Consider the following 17,485-nt stretch of genomic DNA (forward strand, 5'->3'; position numbering starts at 1 on the left):
GGCATCGCCCCCTGCTGCAGAATGAAAGGGCGCCCTGTGGCGCCCTTTTTTGCGCCCCTTCTCTCATTCCAGGTGCCCCCCCCTTGAACCAGCCCCGCCCGCCCAAGATCCCGCGCTCGGTGCTGGTGCTCATCCACAGCCCGGCGCTGGAGGTGCTGCTGATCGAGCGCGCCGACCGCCCGGGCTACTGGCAAAGCGTCACCGGCAGCCTCGATGCCGAAGACGAGCCGCTGGACGCCACCGCACGGCGCGAGGTGCTGGAGGAAACCGGCATCGACATCGATGCCGTGGGCGGCGTGCTCACCGATTGGCATCAAGAGAACGTCTACGAGATCTTCCACACCTGGCGCCACCGCTACGCGCCGGGTGTCACGCACAACACCGAGCACGTGTTCAGCCTGTGCGTGCCGCGCAGCACGCCCGTGGTGCTGGCCCCGCGTGAGCACCTGGCGCACGCCTGGCTGCCTTGGGACGAAGCCGCCGCGCGGTGTTTCTCGCCCAGCAATGCCGAGGCCTTGCGCCAACTGCCGCAACGCGTGGCGGGCCGCGCGGCATGAAGCTCAAGCCGCTGCAGTCATCCTTGCTGCCGGCGGCCGTGCCGCACGACGGCGGCACCTTGCGCGTGGCCACCTACAACATCCACAAGGGCGTGCGCGGCCTGGGCCCGCGCAAGCGGCTGGAGATCCACAACCTCGGCCAGGCCATGGAGGCCTTCGACGCCGACCTGATCTTCCTGCAGGAGGTGCGTGCCTTCCACACGCGCGAGGCGCGGCGCTTCGACCGCACGCATTTCGGCTGGCCCGAAGAAGGCCAGGCCGAGTTCCTGGCGCCCGAAGGCTACGAGGCCGCCTACCGCAGCAACGCCATCACGCGGCACGGCGAGCATGGCAACGCGCTGCTCTCGCGCTGGCCCATGGGTGACGTGGGCCACCACGATGTCAGCGACCACCGCTTCGAGCAGCGCGGCCTGCTGCACGTGCCCGTGGCCTGGGCGGGCGGCACGGTGCACGCGGTGGTGGTGCACTTCGGACTGGTGCACCGCAGCCGCGTGCGCCAGGTGCAGCGGCTGGCGCGTTTCATCGAGGCCGAGGTGCCGGCCGGCGAGATGCTGGTGGTGGCCGGTGACTTCAACGATTGGGGCGAACGGCTCGACGGTCCCATGGCCGAGCTGGGGCTGCACCGCGCCAGCGCCCCGGGTGCGCGCCGGGGCGACAGCCTGACCTTCCCCTCGCTGGCCCCCGTGTTCGGGCTCGACCGCTTCTACCTGCGCGGCCTGGCCTGCCGCTCGATGCTGGTGCCGCGCGGCAGCAACTGGGCGCGCATGTCCGACCACCTGCCCTTGGTGGCCGAGCTCATGGCCGCGCCGGGGGTGGCTGGCTGATGCCCGGCCTGGACCTCGGCCGCCTGCGCAGCTGGACGGTGGTGCCGGCGCCGCGTTTTGCCGGCGGCAACCGGGTCGAGCTGCTGCAGGGCGGTGACGCGCTCTTCCCGCGCATGCGCCAGGCCATCGCCGCGGCACAGCGCGAGGTCTGGCTGGCCACCTACATCTTCCACGACGACCCCGCCGCCACCGCGCTGGCCGTGGCGCTGAAAGAGGCCGCCGGCCGCGGCGTGGCCGTGCACGTGGTGGTGGACGGTTTCGGCAGCATCAAGACCCTGGAAGGCGTGCGCGCGCTGTTTGCCGACAGCGGCGTGAAGCTGGAGGTCTTCCGCCCGCTCGACCGCTGGTACAGCTGGCTGCAGCCCGGCCAGCTGCGTCGCCTGCACCAGAAACTGTGCGTGTGCGACGACAGCACGGCCTTCGTCGGCGGCATCAACCTCATCGACGACCGCCACGACATGAACCACGGCTGGACCGACACGCCGCGGCTCGACTACGCCGTGCAGGTGCAGGGCCCGCTGGTGGCCCAGGTGCACGCCACCACGCGCGCGATGTGGGCCCGCGCCCACCTGTGGCGCGATTGGCGCGACGAGGTGCGCGCGCTGGCCCGCGGCGGCCGGCCGGTGAAGGACGCCGTGAGCCTGGTGCGCCAGCTGCGCGCGCGCAGCCCCGAAGGCCAGGCCGCCGCTGCCGAGGCCGCGCGCGACCCCGCGCCCATGCGCGCTGCCTTCTTGGTGCGCGACAACCTGCGCCAGCGCCGCATCATCGAACGCAGCTATGTCGAGGCCATCCGCCGCGCCCAGCACCGCGTGGAGCTGGCCGTGCCCTACTTCTACCCGGGCCGCGCCTTCCGCCGCGCGCTGCGCCACGCGGCGCGGCGCGGCGTGCAGGTGCGGCTGCTGCTGCAAGGCAAGGTGGACTACCGCATCGCCGCACTCGCCGCGCGCGCGCTCTACGACGAGCTGCGTGCCAACGGCGTGCGCATCTTCGAGTACACGCCCGCCTTCCTGCACGCCAAGGTGGCCGTGGTCGACGACGACTGGGCCACGGTGGGCAGCAGCAACATCGACCCCTTGAGCCTGCTGCTGAACCTGGAAGCCAACGTGGTGGTGCGCGACGCCGAGTTCGCGGCCAGCCTGCGCGCCAGCCTGGAGCGGGCCTTGGCGCTGTCGCTCGAAGTGAGTGGCGTGCCCGAACGCACCGGCTGGCGCCGCTGGCTGCACCGCGGCGCGGTGGCCTGGGCGGCCAACCTCTACCTGCGCGTGGCGGGCATCACCGGCCGGTATTGAGGGCGCGGCACCCGGCTCGGGTGCTCGACAAGTGGCGCGCCGCGGCCCATGCTGGCGGCACACGCACAACACCCCAGGAGGGATGCCCCATGGCTGTCGTCCATCACTTCGCACGCCGTGGCTTGCTCGGCGCGGCCCTGGCCCTCGGCATCGGTGCCGGCGTGGCGCCTGCCGCGCTGGCCCAGGCCCCGGCCTACACCATCATCGACCTCGGCGTGGTGGGCGGCAGCACCGCCTCGCAGGCCTTCGGCATGTCCACCGACGGCCGCGCGGTGGTGGGCCGTTCGCTGGGCAACCCCACCAGCGCCACGCTGTGGACGGCCGCTGGCGGCCTGCAGGCCTTGCCCAACCTCGCCGGCCGCAACTTCGCGGTGGCCAACGACGTCAACAACGCCGGGCTGGCCGTGGGCAGCAGCACCACCACCGCCTTCGGCGCGGGTGCGTTGCCGGTGGTGTGGAACAACGGGGTGCTGAGCGCGCTCACCATGCCCAGCGGCTACACCGTGGGCCAGGCCAACGGCGTGAACGCCGCGGGCGTGGTGGTGGGCGCGGTGGGCTCGGGCGTGGGCCAGCGCGGGGCGATCTACAACAGCAGCGGCGTCGGCAGCGTCATCACCGCCACCACGGCCAACGGCAGCTACATGACGGTGGCCTTCGGCATCAACGACGCCGGCCTCGTGGTGGGCACGGGCATCGACCCGGCCAACGCCGCCGTGAACGTGGGCATGGTCTATGACAGCGTCAGCGGCGTGATGCGCAGCGTGGGCGCGCTGCCCGCGGCCAACGGCGCCTTGAACTTCGGCGTGGGCAATGGGGGCCACGTGGTGGGCAGCAGCATGTTCAACCAAGGCGCGGGCCAGCCCTTCGTGTGGACGGCCAGCGGTGGCATGACGGCCATCCCGCTGCCCGCCGGCACCAGCCAGGCCAGCGCGCGCGGCGTCAACAGCAGCGGCTGGGTGGTGGGCACGGCCAGCAGCGCCTTCGCGGTGCCCTTCCTCTATGCCGATGGCAGCACCTACACGCTGCAGAGCCTGCTGCCGGCCAACTCGGGCTGGGACATCAGCACCAACACCAGCAGCTCGGCGCTGGCCATCGCCGACGACGGCAGCATCGCCGGCACCGCGGTCTACAACGGGCAGGTGCGCGCCTACCTGATGACGCCGGTGCCCGAGCCCGCCAGCGCGCTGCTGCTGCTGGCCGGGCTGCTGGCCGGCGCGGTGTGGCGCGGCCGGTTACGCTCGGCGCATGCCCGCACCTGAAGCACCGGCACGCCCTGCCCGCCGGGCCCCGCGCCCCCGCCCACCGCGCCGTGGGCGCGAGGCCACCATCGATCTGGCCCTGCAGGGCGGCGGCTCGCACGGCGCCTTCACCTGGGGCGTGCTCGACCGGCTGCTGGAAGACGAGAGCCTCGGTGTCGATGGCGTCTCCGGCACCAGCGCCGGTGCGCTGAACGCCGCGGTGCTGGCCACCGGCTGGGCCGAGGGCGGCCGGGCCGGTGCGCGCGCCGCACTGGCCGCCTTCTGGCACGACGTGGCCACACCGGCCGGCAGCGCCTGTTTCGGTGGCGCCGCGGGCGCTTCCTCCTTGGCGCCTCCCGGGCTGGCGGCCTACAACCTCGACTGGAACCCGTTCTACGTCATCAGCCAGCAATGGTTGAAGCTCTTCAGCCCCTACCAGTTCAACCCGCTGGGCAAGGACCCGCTGCGCGCCATCGTGCAGCGCCACGTGCGGCCGGCGGCGCTGCGCGAGGGGCCGCTGTCGGTTTTCGTCACCGCCACCTCGGTGCGCACCGGGCAGCCGCGTGTCTTCGGGCGCGAGGCCCTGGGCAGCGACATCGGCCTCGATGCGCTGCTGGCCAGCGCCTGCCTGCCGCAGCTCTTCCGCGCGGTGCAGATTGAGGGCGAGGCCTACTGGGACGGCGGCTACAGCGGCAACCCCGCGCTCTGGCCATTGATCTATGAAACGCCCACGCTCGACGTGCTGCTGGTGAAGATCAACCCGCTGTTGCGCGAGGGCGTGCCCGACACGCCGGCGGAAATCGCCGACCGCGTCAACGAGATCACCTTCAACGCCGGGCTGGTGGGCGAGCTGCGCGCCATCGGTTTCGTGCAGCGCCTGGTGGCCGAGGGCCGGCTTGAACCGGGGCGCTACAAGGGCCTGCGCCTACACATGGTGGCCGACGACGAAGGCCTGGCGCCGCTGCACCCCTCGAGCAAGCTCAACACCGAGCGCAGCTTCCTGGAGGCGCTGCACCGCCTGGGGCGCGCCGCCGCCGAGCGCTGGCTCACCGCCCACCGCCGCGATGTCGGCCAGCGCTCGACCCTGGACCTCAGCACCTTCCTCGCCCCGCGCCGTGGCTGAAGACCTCATCGTGCAGCGGCCCGAGGGCCTCTACTGCCCGGCCGGCGATTTCCACATCGACCCCTGGCGCCCGGTGGCGCGTGCCGTCATCACCCACGCGCACGCCGACCACGCGCGCCGCGGCCACGGCGCCTACCTGGCCACGGCCATCAGCGAAGGTGTGCTGCGTTCGCGCTTGGGGCCGATCACGCTGCAGGGCCTGGCTTATGGCGAGGCGGTGCTCATCAACGGCGTGCGTGTCTCGCTGCACCCGGCCGGGCACGTGCTGGGCTCGGCGCAGGTGCGGGTGGAGCACGCCGGCCAGGTGTGGGTGGCCTCGGGCGACTACTTCACCAGCGGCCACACCCACGACACCAACACCACCTGCGTGCCCTTCGAGCCGGTGCGCTGCCATTGCTTCATCACCGAGAGCACCTTCGGCCTGCCGATCTACCGCTGGCGCCCGCAGGCCGAGCTGATGGCCGAGATCAACGCCTGGTGGGCCGCCAACGCCGCCGCCGGCCGTGCCAGCCTGCTGCTGGGCTACAGCTTCGGCAAGGCGCAGCGCCTGCTGGCGGGGGTGGACGCTTCCATCGGCCCCATCGTCGTGCACGGCGCGGTGGAGCCGCTGAACGAGGCCTACCGTGCCGCCGGCGTGGCGCTGCCGCCCACGTTGCGGCTGGAAGCGGTGAAGGACAAGGCCCTGCTGCAGCGCGCGCTGGTGGTCGCACCCCCGGCCGTGCTGGGCAGCGCCTGGGCGCGCAAGCTCGGCGAGCACAGCGACGCCTTCGCCAGCGGCTGGATGCAGCTGCGCGGCGCAAGGCGCCGCCAGGGCGTGGACCGAGGTTTCGTGCTCTCAGACCACGCCGACTGGCCCGGCCTGCAGCAGGCCATCGCCGCCACGGGCGCCAGCCGCGTGATCGTCACGCATGGCTACGAAGCCGTGATGGTGCGCTGGTTGCAGCAGCAAGGGCTGGAAGCGGGCAGCTTCCGCACCGAGTTCGGCGCCGACGATGGCGAGGCGCCGGCCATGCTGGCGGCGCCTGTTGCCGCCAGCGAAGCGGCAGATCAGTCGTTCGCCGGCTGACCTACGAGCTGCACGTCCAGGCGCGGTTCTTTCACCTTCGCATCGGTGCGGCTCTCCACGAAGATGCGCTTCGGGTCGACACCGCGGTCGCTGAGGTACTTGCGCAGCGCCTGCAGCCGCGCCGGCGTCAGGTCGCGTTCACCTGCGTGGCCGGTGCCGTCGATGTTCCACGGGCCCACGGGGATGAGCAGCGCCACTTCCACCTGCAGGCCCAGGGCATTGACGATGAGGTCGGTGAGCTGGGCCTTGGCGCTGTCGGTGAGCTGGTCGCCCTTGAACAGGCCCTTGGCCGGGAGGGAGACCGTGCGCGACTTGTCCTTCTGCTCCACCAGCTGACTTGGCGGCGGCTTCACCACGGGCTGGTCGCCAGGGGCGGCACGCGCTGCAGTGGCGGCCACCGTGGCCAGCGTGGCACCCAGCAGCAGGGCCAGCGTCAGGCGCAGCGCCGGCTGTGGCAGGGCCAGGGGCTTGGAACGCGGAACAGCGGGCTGTCTCATGGGGCTCCCTTCGAGGACGTCGGTGCATTGTGCCTGTGCGGGCCGAACGCGGCGCGGTGTGCATGATGCCGACATGCGCCGTTTTGCCGAGCTTTACCAGGCCCTGGACGCCAGCACCGCCACCCAAGACAAGGTGGGGGCCCTGCGCGCCTATTTCCAGAGTGCGCCGCCGGCCGATGCCGCGTGGGCGGTGTACTTCCTGGCCGGCGGCAAGCCGCGCCAGGTGGTGCCCACGGCGCTGCTGCGCGAACTGGCCTGCCAGCAGGCCGGCATCGACGACTGGCTCTTCGAGGCCTGCTACCAGGCCGTGGGCGACCTGGCCGAGACCATCGCCCATGTGCTGCCACCCGCGGCGCCCGGCGCACCGGCCAATGACGCGGGCCTGGCGCACTGGGTGGAAGAGCGGCTGCTGCCCCTGCGCGGGCTGGCGCCGGCCGAGCAGGGTGCGCGCTTGGCCGCGGCCTGGCAGCAGCTGGACGCGGCGGGGCGCTTCCTGCTCGTCAAGCTGATTGGCGGCGGCTTCCGCGTGGGGGTGAGCAAGCTGCTGGTGCAGCGTGCGCTGGGCGAGGTGGCAGGTCTCGACGCCAAGCTGATGGCACAGCGCCTGGTGGGCTGGACCGAGGCCCGCCGCACGCCGAGCGCCGAGCGTTACCTGGCGCTGCTGGCGCCGCCGGGCACGCAGGCTGCGCCCGATGGCCAGCCCTATCCCTTCTTCCTGGCCCACGCGCTGCAGGCCGAGCTGGCCGATTTCGACACCCAGCTCGGGCCGCCGGCCGATTGGCTGGTGGAGTGGAAGTACGACGGCATCCGCGCCCAGGTGGTCAAGCGCGGGGGGCAGGTGTGGATCTGGTCGCGCGGCGAAGAGCTGGTCACCGAACGTTTCCCCGAGGTGGTGGCTGCGGCTGCGGCCTGGCCCGACGGCACGGTGCTCGACGGCGAGTTGCTGGTGTGGCCGGCCGGCGCCGCACAGCCGGCCTCGTTCGCGCAGCTGCAGCCGCGCATCACACGCAAGACGCTGCCCAAGAAGCTGCTGGCCGACGCCCCCGTGGTGCTGCTGGCCTACGACCTGCTGGAGGCCGATGGGCAAGACCAGCGTGAACGCCCGCAGCACGAACGCCGCGCCGCACTGCTGGCGCTGGCCGCGGCCTTGCCGGCCGAGGCGCCTTTGCGCGTGTCGCCCGAAGTCACGGCTGACAGTTGGCCCGCGCTGGCCGCGTTGCGCGAAGGCGCGCGCGAACGCGGCGTCGAAGGTTTCATGCTCAAGCAGCGCCGCAGCGCCTACGGCAGCGGCCGCACCAAGAGCGAGGGCACCTGGTGGAAGTGGAAGCTGGCACCGCTGGCGGTGGACGCCGTGCTGGTCTACGCCCAGGCCGGCCACGGCCGCCGCGCGAGCGTCTATACCGACTACACCTTCGCGGTGTGGAGCCGCGCGCCGGCCGACGCCGACGAGGCCCGCGCCGTGGTGGAGGCCATCGCGCGCAAGGAGCCCGCGCCGCCGCGCGACAGCCCGGCGCTGCAGCTGCTGCCCTTCGCCAAGGCCTACTCGGGCCTGAGCGACGCCGAGTTCGCCGCCGTCGACCGCGTGATCCGCGCCACCACGCTGGAGAAGTTCGGCCCCGTGCGCAGCGTGGTGCCCAGCCTCGTCTTCGAGATCGGCTTCGAGGGCCTGCAGCGCAGCCCGCGCCACAAGAGCGGCGTGGCGGTGCGCTTCCCGCGCATGCTGCGGCTGCGGCCCGACAAGCCGCTGCACGAGGCCGACACCCTGGCCACGCTGCTGGCCCTCAACCCGGCCGCCTGAGCGCGATACAGTGGATCGGCGCGGGGGCAGGGTGTCGCCGCGAGACAGGGAGACCACAAGCATGAAGACGATGTTGCGGCGCACGGCCGCCTTGCTGGGCGCGCTGCTGCTGGCCGCCAGCGCCCAGGCCCAGATCAGCGACAGCCAGGCCGAGGCGCTGATGCGCCTGTCGGGCCAGTGGGCGCAGCTGGAATCGCTGAGCGAACAGATGCGCAGCGGCCTGCTCGAAGGCCTGGGCAAGGACACGAACCCGCCCTCCGAGGCCTTGCAGGCCAAGGTGAAGGCCGCGGCCGCGCAGGCCTTCACGGTGGAGCGTGCGCGCCAGCTGGCGCAGCGCAGCGTGGCCGAGAACACCCGCACCGAGCACCTGGCCGCGCTGATGCGCTGGTACGAAAGCCCGGTGGCGCGCCGCATCACCCAAGCCGAGGTGGAAGACACCGCCCGGGCCGACAATGACATGAAGGCGCGCACCCAGCGCGGCATGGCGCTGGTGCAGGCGGCCTCGCCGAAGCGCCAGCAGCTGCTGGTGCGACTGGTGGAGGTGACGCGCGCGCCGCGGGCCGGCGCCGACATCATCATCAGCCTGGGCGTGCAGCTGCCGCTGGCGCTGGCCCGCCTGGTGCCGCCGCCGCAGCCCATCGAAGAGGCCCAGCTGCGCGCCACGCTGGAAGACCAGCGGGCCCAGCTCACGCAGGCCTTCGAGATCATCACGCTGGCGGGCTTCGCCATCGCCTACCAGGGCTTGCCCGACGACGCGCTGGAGGCCTATGCCAAGTTCATGGCCACCTCGGCCGGCGAACACTTCAACGATGTCGGCGTGGCGGCGCTGGAAGCGGCCATGCTCGGCTCGGTGGCGGCGCTGAAGCCCTGAGGCGCCGGGGGCGCGCCCCGAAGGCCGGAACTGAGGGCGTTCCGGCCTGCTGATCGGGGTCAAGGCGGGCGCGGTGCTGCCTAGCATCGCAAGGAAGCCCATAAAGAGGAGCCGCATGGACTCCAGCCTTGCCCCCACCCCTGCCGCCGCCGCTGCGCCGGCACTGACGCTCTACGTGCCCGACCCGCACGAGGAGCTGCTGCATGCCGCGCGCCAGGGCACGCTGCCCCTGCCCGAACTGCTGCAGCAGGCCAATGCGCTGCAGGCCGCCAGCAAGCCGGAAGCCGCCGCCGCGCTCTACGACGCCTGGCTGGCCCACGGCCAGGGTGCGCTGCGCCACATCGCCGCCTTCAACTGGGGCGCGGTGCTGTCGCAGCTGGGCCGCAGCGAGCAGGCCGAATCCGCCTACCGCATGGCCTTGCAGTCGCTGCCCGGCTTCGCCCCCGCGCACCTGAACCTGGGCCACCTGTGCGAGCGCCGCGGCGACGTGGAAGCCGCGCTGGCGAACTGGCGTGCCGTGTTCGAGGCCACGCCCGCGCCGCCGCAGGAGCACCTGCTGCACGCCCTGAACAACAGCGCGCGGCTGCTGGAAGTGCAGCGCCGCTACCCCGAGGCCGAGGCGCTGATGCGCCGCAGCCTAGAGATCAAGGCCGAGCAGAACGACGTCATCCAGCATTACGTGCACATCCGCCAGAAGCAGTGCGCCTGGCCGCACTACCTGCCGGTGGGTGCCGTCACGCCGAACCAGCTGCTGATGGGCACCTCGCTGCTGGCCACCATGGGCCTGAGCGACGACCCGGCGCTGCAACTGCTGAGCAGCGTGCGTTTCGTGCACGAAAAGGTGCCCAAACCCCCGGCCGTGCCGCTGCACAGGCAGACGCCGCCGCGCACCGGCAAGATCAAGGTGGGCTACCTCAGCGGCGACCTGCACATGCACGCCGTGGGCCTGCTGACGCCCGAGCTCTTCGAGCTGCACGACCGCAGCCGCTTCGAGGTGTGGGCCTTCTGCTGGACGCCCGAGTCGGCCCAGCCCGTCTTCCAGCGCCAGCGCCAGCGCATCCTGAAGGCCATGGACCACGTGGTGCGCCTGGGCGGTGTGGACGACAACACCGCGGCCAAGCTCATCGCGCAGGCCGGCATCGACGTGCTGGTGGACCTGCAGGGGCTCACGGCCGGCGCGCGCCCGGCCATCCTGGGCCACCGCGCCGCCCCCGTGCAGGTGAGCTACCTCGGTCTGCCCGGCACCAGCGCGCTGCCGGGCGTGGACTGGATGCTGGCCGACCGTTTCGTGATGCCGCCCGAGCTGCTGCCCTACTGCACCGAGAAGCCCATCTACCTGCCGCACTGCTACCAGGTGAGTGACCGCCAGCGCGAGGTGGCGCCCATGCCCACGCGCGCGCAGTACGGGCTGCCGGAAGACGCCTTCGTCTTTGCCAGCTTCAACAACAACCACAAGTTCACGCCCGAGATGTTCGGCGCCTGGATGCGCATCCTGGCGCAGGTGCCGAACAGCCTGCTCTGGCTGCTGGCCGACAACGACACCGCGCGCGCCAACATGCAGGCCGCCGCCGCGGCCGCGGGCCTGGCGCCCGAGCGCCTGCACTTCGCGCCGCGCGTGGCACCGGCCGAGTACCTGGCGCGCTTCCAGCTCATCGACCTGATGCTGGACACCTTCCCCTTCAACGCCGGCACCACGGCGAGCGATGCGCTGTGGATGGGCACGCCCATGGTCACGCGCGCCGGCCGCACCTACATCAGCCGCATGGCCGGCAGCCTGCTGAACGCCATCGGCCTGCCCGACCTCGTCACCGAGAACCTGGCCGACTACGAGAAGCTCGCCGTCACGCTGGGCCGCAACCCGGCGCGCGTGAAGTCCATCCGTCGTTACCTCCATGAGCACGGCCGCAGCAGCCCGCTCTTCGACCTGCCGCAGATCGTGCGCGACATCGAGACCGAGTTCGAGCGCCTGGCGCTCGCGGCACGCACCCCATGATGGCGATGAACCGCCCGGCCTGACCCGCGATGGACGAGCACAGCGCAGCACTGGCTGGCGGCCCTGCGCCGCCGGCAGCGGTCTCGGGGGTCGACCTCGAGAACGACGCGCTCGCGCACGCGCTCTCGTGGCTGACGCGCCACCACGGGCGTGAACGCACGCCCGAATCGCTGCTGGCGCAGATGCCGGTGGCCAGCCGCCTGGGGCCCGATGAGGCTGTGCGCGCTCTGCGCGAGGCCGGCTACAGCGCCGGCGTCATACAGCGCCCGGTGGCCGAGCTGCACGAGCTGCTGCTGCCCGCCGTGCTGCTGCTGCAGGGCGGCGACGCCTGCGTGGTGGTGGCGCGCCACCCCGACGGCGTGTACGACATCGTCATGCCCGGCCGCCAGCACCACGCCTGCACGGCCACGCTGGAAGAACTGCAATCCGAGTACACCGGCTTCGCGCTCGTCTGCACGCCCGTGCCGCAAAGCGCCAGCGCGCAGGGCACGGGCCAGGTGCCGCTGCTGGCGGCACAAGGCAGCCACTGGCTCTGGGGCACGCTGCGGCGCTTTGTGCCCTACTACCGTGGCGCGCTCATCGCCGCCATGCTCAGCAACGTGCTGATGCTGGTGACGGGCCTGGCCACCAGCGTCATCTACGACAAGGTGATTCCGCACCAGGCCTACGTCACGCTGTGGGCGATTGCGGCCGGCTGCGCCCTGGCGCTGGGCTTCGACATGATGGCGCGGCAGCTGCGTGCCTATCTCATCGACATGGCCGGCCGCAAGACCGACCTCATCATCGGCAGCCTGCTCTTCCGCCAGACGCTGGCGCTGCGCATGGAGAACCGGCCGGCCTCGGCCGGCGCCTACGCGCACATCATTGCCCAGGTGGAGATGATGCGCGACTTCTTCGCCTCGGCCACGCTGAGCGCGGTGTCGGACCTGCCCTTCATCCTGATCTTCGTGGCCATGGTCTTCGTCATCGGCGGGCCGCTGGGCTGGGTGCTGGTGATCGCGATCCCCATCCTGGTGATCGTCTCCATCGCCATCCAGAACTCGCTGCGCCGCGCGATGAACGCCAACATGCAGCAGCAGGCCGACCTGCACGGCGTGGTGGTGGAAGCCGTGGACGGCATGGAAGACCTCAAGGCCGCGGGCGCGCAAGGCCGCTTCCTGCGGCGCTACGAAGAAGCCACCGCGGCCGCAGCGGCTGCCGCGCTGAAGTCACGCAGCATCACCAGCTGGACAATGAACCTCTCGGGCATCGCGCAGCAGCTGGTGACGATGATCATGCTGGTCTGGGGGGTCTACCTGATCGACGCCCAGGTCATCACCGGCGGCGCGCTCTTCGGCGCGGTGATGCTGGCCTCGCGTGCGGTGGCGCCGCTGGCCAGCGTGACGAGCCTGGCCACGCGCTACCAGGGCGCACGCGCGGCGATGAATTCGCTGAACCACGTGATGCAGCAGCCGGTGGACCGCGAGCCCGGCAAGACCTACGTGCCGCGGCGTGAACTCAGTGGCCGGCTGGGCCTGCACGAGGTGGGCTTCGCCTACCCCGTGCCCGCCAGCGTGGCCGGTGCCGTGGCCGGCGGTGAAGGCCCGAAGGTGCTGAAGGGCGTGACGCTGAAGTTCGAGCCGGGCGAGCGCGTGGCCATCCTCGGCCGCATCGGCAGCGGCAAGAGCACGGTGCTGCGCCTGCTGGCGGGGCTCTACCAGCCCACCGAAGGTTATGTGGATGTCGACGGCATCGACCTGCGCCAGATCGACCCCGCCGACTACCGCGCCCGCGTGGGCTTCGTCTCGCAAGACCCGCGCCTTTTCCACGGCACGCTGCGCGACAACGTGCTGCTCGACCGCGCCACCGCCGACCCCGGTCGCCTGGCCGATGTGGCCCGCCTCACGGGGCTGGACCGCCTCATCCAGAGCCACCCGCAAGGCTGGGAGCTGCCCGTGGGCGAGGCCGGCGCGCTGCTCTCCGGCGGCCAGCGCCAGCTGGTGGCGCTGGCGCGCTGCCTGGTGACGCAGCCCAGGATCCTGCTGATGGACGAGCCCACCAGCAGCATGGACGCGCAGAGCGAAGCGCTCTTCCTGCGCCAGCTGAAAGACGCCTGCGGCGACTGCACGCTGCTGGTGGTGACGCACCGCCCGGCGCTGCTGGAACTGGTGGACCGCGTGCTCGTCATCGACGCCGGCCGCCTGGTGATGGACGGCCCCAAGGCCCAGGTGCTGGCCGCCCTGAGCGGCCAGCGCCCGGCCGCCGCGCCGCAGGCCCCGGGCGGGCCGCCGAGCAACCTGCACATGCACCCGACGGCACGGCCCGTCGAGCGCGAAGCCTCGGTGTAAGGGGCGCACGCGGTGTCCATCTTCTCCGAACGCAAGCGCACGCCCGAACTGCAGCGCGGCGACACGCCCTACATCGGCGCCGTGCAGGCCGCGCACGTGCTCGACCCGGCGCCGGCGGCGATGTGGGCCGTCTACCTGATGTTGGCCGCCATCGCGCTGGCCATCGCCTGGGCGGGGTTTGCGCAGGTGGACATCGTGGCCAAGGCCAACGGGCGTGTGGTGCCCGACGGGCGCGAGCAGGTCATCGCCAGCCTGGAAGGCGGCATCCTGCGCGAGCTGCTCGTTCGCGAAGGGCAGGAAGTCACCGAAGGCCAGGCCCTGGCGATGCTGGACCCCACGCGATTCGAATCGCAGCAGGCCGAAGGCACCGCGCGCCGCCTGGCGCTGCAAGGCACGCTCACGCGGCTGCAGGCCGAAGCCAACGGCAAGCCCTTGAAGTTTGCGGAAGACATCCCCGAGGCCGTTCAGGCCGCCGAGACCGAAAGCTACGAAGCCCGCCAGCGCGCGCTGAACGAGGCCGTGGAGACCACCAACCGCAGCGCCGCGCTGCTGCAGCGCGAGCTGGGCATGGCGCAGGCCATGTCGGCGCGCGGCCTGATGAGCGAGGTGGAGGTGATGCGCGTGCGCCGCCAGCTGAACGACCTGCAGTTGCAGACGCAGGAGCGCACCAACCGCTTCCGCCAGGACGCCGCGGCCGAGATGGTGCGGGTGCGCAACGAGCTGACGCTGATCGAAGAACAGATGGTGGTGCGCGACGACGCGCTGCGCCGCACCACGCTGGTGAGCCCGGTGCGTGGCGTGGTCAAGACCATCCGCAGCAACACCGTGGGCGGCGTGGTGCAGGCCGGTGCGCCGGTGATGGAGATCCTGCCGCTGGGCCCGCGCGTGCTGGTGGAGGCGCGCGTGAAGCCGGCCGACATCGGCTTCGTGCGCACGGGGCAGACGGTGCAGGTCAAGCTCAGCGCCTACGACTTCACCATCTACGGCGCCCTGGAAGGCACCGTGGTCTCGATCAGCCCCGACGCCATGGGCGACCCCGACAAGGCCACGCTGCCCGAGGGCACCTGGTATCGGGCGATGGTGCGCGCCGACCCCGCCGGCCTGCAGAAGAACGGCAAGCCGCTGAGCGTGCTGCCGGGCATGACGGGTTCGGTGGAGATCCGCACCGGCCAGCGCAGCGTGCTGAACTACATGCTGCGGCCGATGATCAAGTCGCAGGAAGCATTCAGGGAGCGTTGACCCGACCTGCGATCCGGCCGGCGGCGCAGGCGCCGCGGCCCTGCATCAGCGGAACAGACCGAGGCGCTGCGCCTCCAGCGCCGCCTCGGCACGCGAGCTCACGTTGAGCTTGCGGTAGATCTGCTTCACGTAGTCGGCGATGGTGTGGCGGCTCAGGCCCAGCTGCACGCCGATCTCGGGCAGCGTGTAGCCCTTGGCCACGCGCAGCAGCACTTCGCTCTCGCGGTCGGTCAGGTTCACGGCCGGCATCAGGTGCGCCTGCTGCGTGGGCTTGGCCTTGCTCTGGAAGTAGGCCATCACGCGGCGCGCGATGCTCGGGCTCAGCGGCGGTTCACCCTGGCTGATGCGCTGCAGCTGCTCGGTGATGAGCTCGCGCGCCTGCTCCTTCAGGATGTAGCCGAAGGCGCCGGCCTGCAGCGCCGGGAAGAGGTGCTCGTCGTCGTCGTGGATGGTGACGACCACGCTCTGCGCCTCGGGCTGCTTGTCGCGCAGGCGCGTGACGACATCGACACCGCTGCCGTCGGGCAGGCCCAGGTCGATGAGGGCGAGGTCGAACTTCACGCTGCCGGCCAGTTCCATGGCGTCGTGCACCCGGGCGCTCTCGGAGATGGTGGCACCGGGAAACACCTGCAGCACCAGCTTGCGCATCCAGGCCCGGATCTCGGGCAGGTCTTCCAACAGCAGAATGGTCTTCATGAGGTGGCAGCACTGAGGGCGAACCCGATGGTATCGGGCGGGCGGGCCGGTCACGAAGGCTGGGTGGCGCTTTCGAGTGGAACCGTGAGCCGTATCACGGTTCCGTAGCCCGGACCGGATTCCACCAGACATTGGCCGTTGAGCTGCTTGGCACGGTTTTTCATGCTGGCCAGACCGTGGCCGCGGTCCATGCGGCCGTCGATCTCGGCGCCGATGCCCTCGCCGTTGTCCTGCACCACGAAGAGCAGGTCGCCCTCGGTGATGGCCGCCGTGACCATGCAGTGGCTCGCCCCGCTGTGCTTGATGACGTTGCTGGTGGCTTCGCGCAGGATGCGCGTGGTCTGCACGTAGGCGCGAGCGCTCAGCGTCTGCGGCAGGTCTTCCGGCGCTTCCCACTCGCCCTCGATGCCGGCCTGGCCCAGGCGCGACACCACCTCGGCGCGCCAGTCGCCCAGGGCATCGGCCAGGCGCACGGGGCGGCCGCTCAGGCCGCGCACGCTCAGGCGCATCTCTTCCAGCGCCTCGCGCGCCAGCGTGCTGATGCGTTCGCTGTCGCTGGTGTGCACGATGGTCAGCAGCTTGGCGCCCAGGTCGTCGTGCAGGTCGGCGGCGATGCGCTTGCGCTCGCGTTCCGTCACCTGCTCCACGCGCAACTCGGCCATCTGGCGGAAGTTGCGCTCGATTTCGGCCGTGGCCTCGCGCACGCGCTGTTCCAGCAGCGTCTTGTCCTGCACCGCGTGGTGCAGCGCGCGGCCGTGCTGCTGCACCAGGCGCAGGCCCACGAGCACGAAGACCACCGGCATCACCAGCTGCGCCACGTGCGCGGCCAGCGGGCGTGTGCCCGACCACTGCGCCGCGAACTCGGTGAAGCCTGCCACCGCCGCCACCGAGAGCAGCGAGCCCATCACCCACACGCTGCGCACGTGGCGCTGGTGTTGCAGGTGCCACAGGGCTGCGGCCACCACCTCCAGCGCCAGCACCAGGTACCAGAGGCTGGCCACCTCGTACAGCCGCTGCGGCCCGGCCACCACCAGCGACACCGCCAGCAGCGCGCACTGCACCGGCAGGGCGATGTCCACGGTGCGGTGGCGCACGCCGGCGTAGCGCAGCAGGAACTGCACCGCCGCCCAGGTGATGAAACCCAGCATCGCGCAGACCAGGAATTCGGTGGCCGAGTGCCCCAGCGGCATCTGGCGCAGCCACAGGCGGCTGTCCACCAGCGCCCAGCCGACCGAGAGCGCACCGAAGTAGGCCAGGTGGCTTTCGCGCCGGTTGATGAAGCCCAGCACGAACATGAAGCCGCCCATCAGCAGCAGCGTGGCGCTCACGGCCTGCGGTGCGTGAACCTGCAGCGCCGTCAGCTGGGCGTGGCGCGCTTCCAGCTCCGACTGCGGCCCCACCACCAGGCCCGACAAGGCCCCGGCGCGCTGGCGCGAGCCCACTTCGGCCAGCGGGTAGCCCACCACGCGCAGGTCGACCGTGTTGACCTCGCGGTTCAGCAGCACCGAGGGCAGCGGCACCAACTGCGGGTGGTTGCAGTTGTGCGTGTAGGGGGGGCTCATGCGGCCGCCGCTGTGCACGCGCTCGCCGTTGAGGTAGACCTCGAGGTTGCTGCACACGTGCGCCACGAACAGCGCGTACAGCCCGTCTTCCCCCGGCGAGCCCAGCGGCGGCAGTTGCACGCGGTACCAGGCCGGGCTGGCCAGCCCGCCGCGCGTGCGCGCCCATTCGTCGGGCAGGCGCACGGTGGTGGCCGGGGCCTGTGACGGGAACTGGTTGCCGATGCCCTGGGCGCGCAGCGCGGTGTCGATGTGCAGCATCGGCGGCGGCGGGTTGTGTGCCCCGGCGGTGGACGGGGCCAGGCCCATGATCAGCAAGGCCACCAGGCAGGCGCCCAGCAGGGCCGCCCAACGCAGGGCCAGGGCAGGGCGCGGGCGGGGCAGGGCGGGTGGCATCGGGGGCCGATT

14 protein-coding genes are annotated in these 17,485 nt (G+C 71.7%); 11 read left to right on the forward strand and 3 right to left on the reverse strand.

Going from position 1 to position 17,485, the window contains the following annotated elements; genetic code table 11:
• Window positions 1-83 precede the first annotated feature (83 nt).
• The 6 genes from nudB to EOE66_RS16920 all read left to right on the forward strand — a co-directional run bounded on the left by nudB (window position 84) and on the right by EOE66_RS16920 (window position 6,097).
• Complete coding sequence (gene nudB / locus EOE66_RS16895; protein ID WP_128229904.1) at window positions 84-557, forward strand: dihydroneopterin triphosphate diphosphatase; 474 nt, start codon at window positions 84-86, stop codon at window positions 555-557.
• Window positions 554-1,381: an endonuclease/exonuclease/phosphatase family protein gene (locus EOE66_RS16900; RefSeq protein ID WP_128229905.1), complete on the forward strand. Its 828-nt coding sequence runs from the start codon at window positions 554-556 to the stop codon at window positions 1,379-1,381. The genes nudB and EOE66_RS16900 overlap by 4 nt, the downstream gene beginning before the upstream one ends.
• Window positions 1,381-2,670 carry a cardiolipin synthase ClsB gene (clsB, locus tag EOE66_RS16905; protein WP_128229906.1) on the forward strand — a complete coding sequence of 430 codons (1,290 nt, stop codon included), beginning with the start codon at window positions 1,381-1,383 and terminating at the stop codon, window positions 2,668-2,670. Before EOE66_RS16900 ends, clsB begins: the two co-directional genes overlap by 1 nt.
• An 89-nt stretch (window positions 2,671-2,759) precedes the next feature.
• Entirely contained in the window at window positions 2,760-3,929 is a 1,170-nt protein-coding gene (locus EOE66_RS16910; protein ID WP_128229907.1) for a PEP-CTERM sorting domain-containing protein, read from the forward strand.
• A complete protein-coding gene (locus EOE66_RS16915) occupies window positions 3,916-5,031 on the forward strand; it encodes a patatin-like phospholipase family protein (RefSeq protein WP_128229908.1) in 1,116 nt (371 codons plus the stop codon). The genes EOE66_RS16910 and EOE66_RS16915 overlap by 14 nt, the downstream gene beginning before the upstream one ends.
• Window positions 4,973-6,097 carry a ligase-associated DNA damage response exonuclease gene (locus EOE66_RS16920; RefSeq protein WP_128229909.1) on the forward strand — a complete coding sequence of 375 codons (1,125 nt, stop codon included), beginning with the start codon at window positions 4,973-4,975 and terminating at the stop codon, window positions 6,095-6,097. Before EOE66_RS16915 ends, EOE66_RS16920 begins: the two co-directional genes overlap by 59 nt.
• On the opposite strand, the gene EOE66_RS16925 is transcribed toward EOE66_RS16920, so the two are convergent.
• Window positions 6,079-6,594 (reverse strand): hypothetical protein, encoded by a 516-nt coding sequence (locus EOE66_RS16925; protein WP_128229910.1) that lies wholly within the window; start codon window positions 6,592-6,594, stop codon window positions 6,079-6,081. The genes EOE66_RS16920 and EOE66_RS16925 overlap by 19 nt on opposite strands.
• Window positions 6,595-6,667: 73 nt before the next feature.
• On the opposite strand from EOE66_RS16925, the gene EOE66_RS16930 reads away from it, so the two are divergent.
• The 5 genes from EOE66_RS16930 (at window position 6,668) to EOE66_RS16950 (ending at window position 14,822) form a co-directional block, all read left to right on the forward strand.
• Window positions 6,668-8,392, forward strand: coding sequence for an ATP-dependent DNA ligase (locus EOE66_RS16930; RefSeq protein ID WP_128229911.1), 1,725 nt, complete (start codon window positions 6,668-6,670; stop codon window positions 8,390-8,392).
• Between the two features lie 61 nt (window positions 8,393-8,453).
• Window positions 8,454-9,263, forward strand: coding sequence for a hypothetical protein (locus EOE66_RS16935; protein WP_128229912.1), 810 nt, complete (start codon window positions 8,454-8,456; stop codon window positions 9,261-9,263).
• 115 nt (window positions 9,264-9,378) lie between these two features.
• A complete protein-coding gene (locus tag EOE66_RS16940; RefSeq protein ID WP_128229913.1) occupies window positions 9,379-11,256 on the forward strand; it encodes an O-linked N-acetylglucosamine transferase, SPINDLY family protein in 1,878 nt (625 codons plus the stop codon).
• A gap of 29 nt (window positions 11,257-11,285) precedes the next feature.
• Window positions 11,286-13,583 (forward strand): type I secretion system permease/ATPase, encoded by a 2,298-nt coding sequence (locus EOE66_RS16945; protein WP_128229914.1) that lies wholly within the window; start codon window positions 11,286-11,288, stop codon window positions 13,581-13,583.
• A 12-nt stretch (window positions 13,584-13,595) separates the two neighbouring features.
• Window positions 13,596-14,822 (forward strand): HlyD family type I secretion periplasmic adaptor subunit, encoded by a 1,227-nt coding sequence (locus tag EOE66_RS16950; protein WP_128229915.1) that lies wholly within the window; start codon window positions 13,596-13,598, stop codon window positions 14,820-14,822.
• A 45-nt stretch (window positions 14,823-14,867) separates the two neighbouring features.
• Here EOE66_RS16950 and embR read toward each other — a convergent pair whose 3' ends face one another.
• Both embR and EOE66_RS16960 read right to left on the reverse strand, forming a co-directional pair.
• Window positions 14,868-15,518, reverse strand: coding sequence for a response regulator transcription factor EmbR (gene embR / locus EOE66_RS16955; protein ID WP_128229916.1), 651 nt, complete (start codon window positions 15,516-15,518; stop codon window positions 14,868-14,870).
• Between the two features lie 50 nt (window positions 15,519-15,568).
• Entirely contained in the window at window positions 15,569-17,473 is a 1,905-nt protein-coding gene (locus EOE66_RS16960) for a sensor histidine kinase (protein ID WP_164885137.1), read from the reverse strand.
• Window positions 17,474-17,485: the final 12 nt, after the last annotated feature.

Origin of the sequence: Rubrivivax rivuli, assembly GCF_004016505.1 — a bacterium.
GTDB classification, from domain to species: domain Bacteria; phylum Pseudomonadota; class Gammaproteobacteria; order Burkholderiales; family Burkholderiaceae_C; genus Rubrivivax; species Rubrivivax rivuli.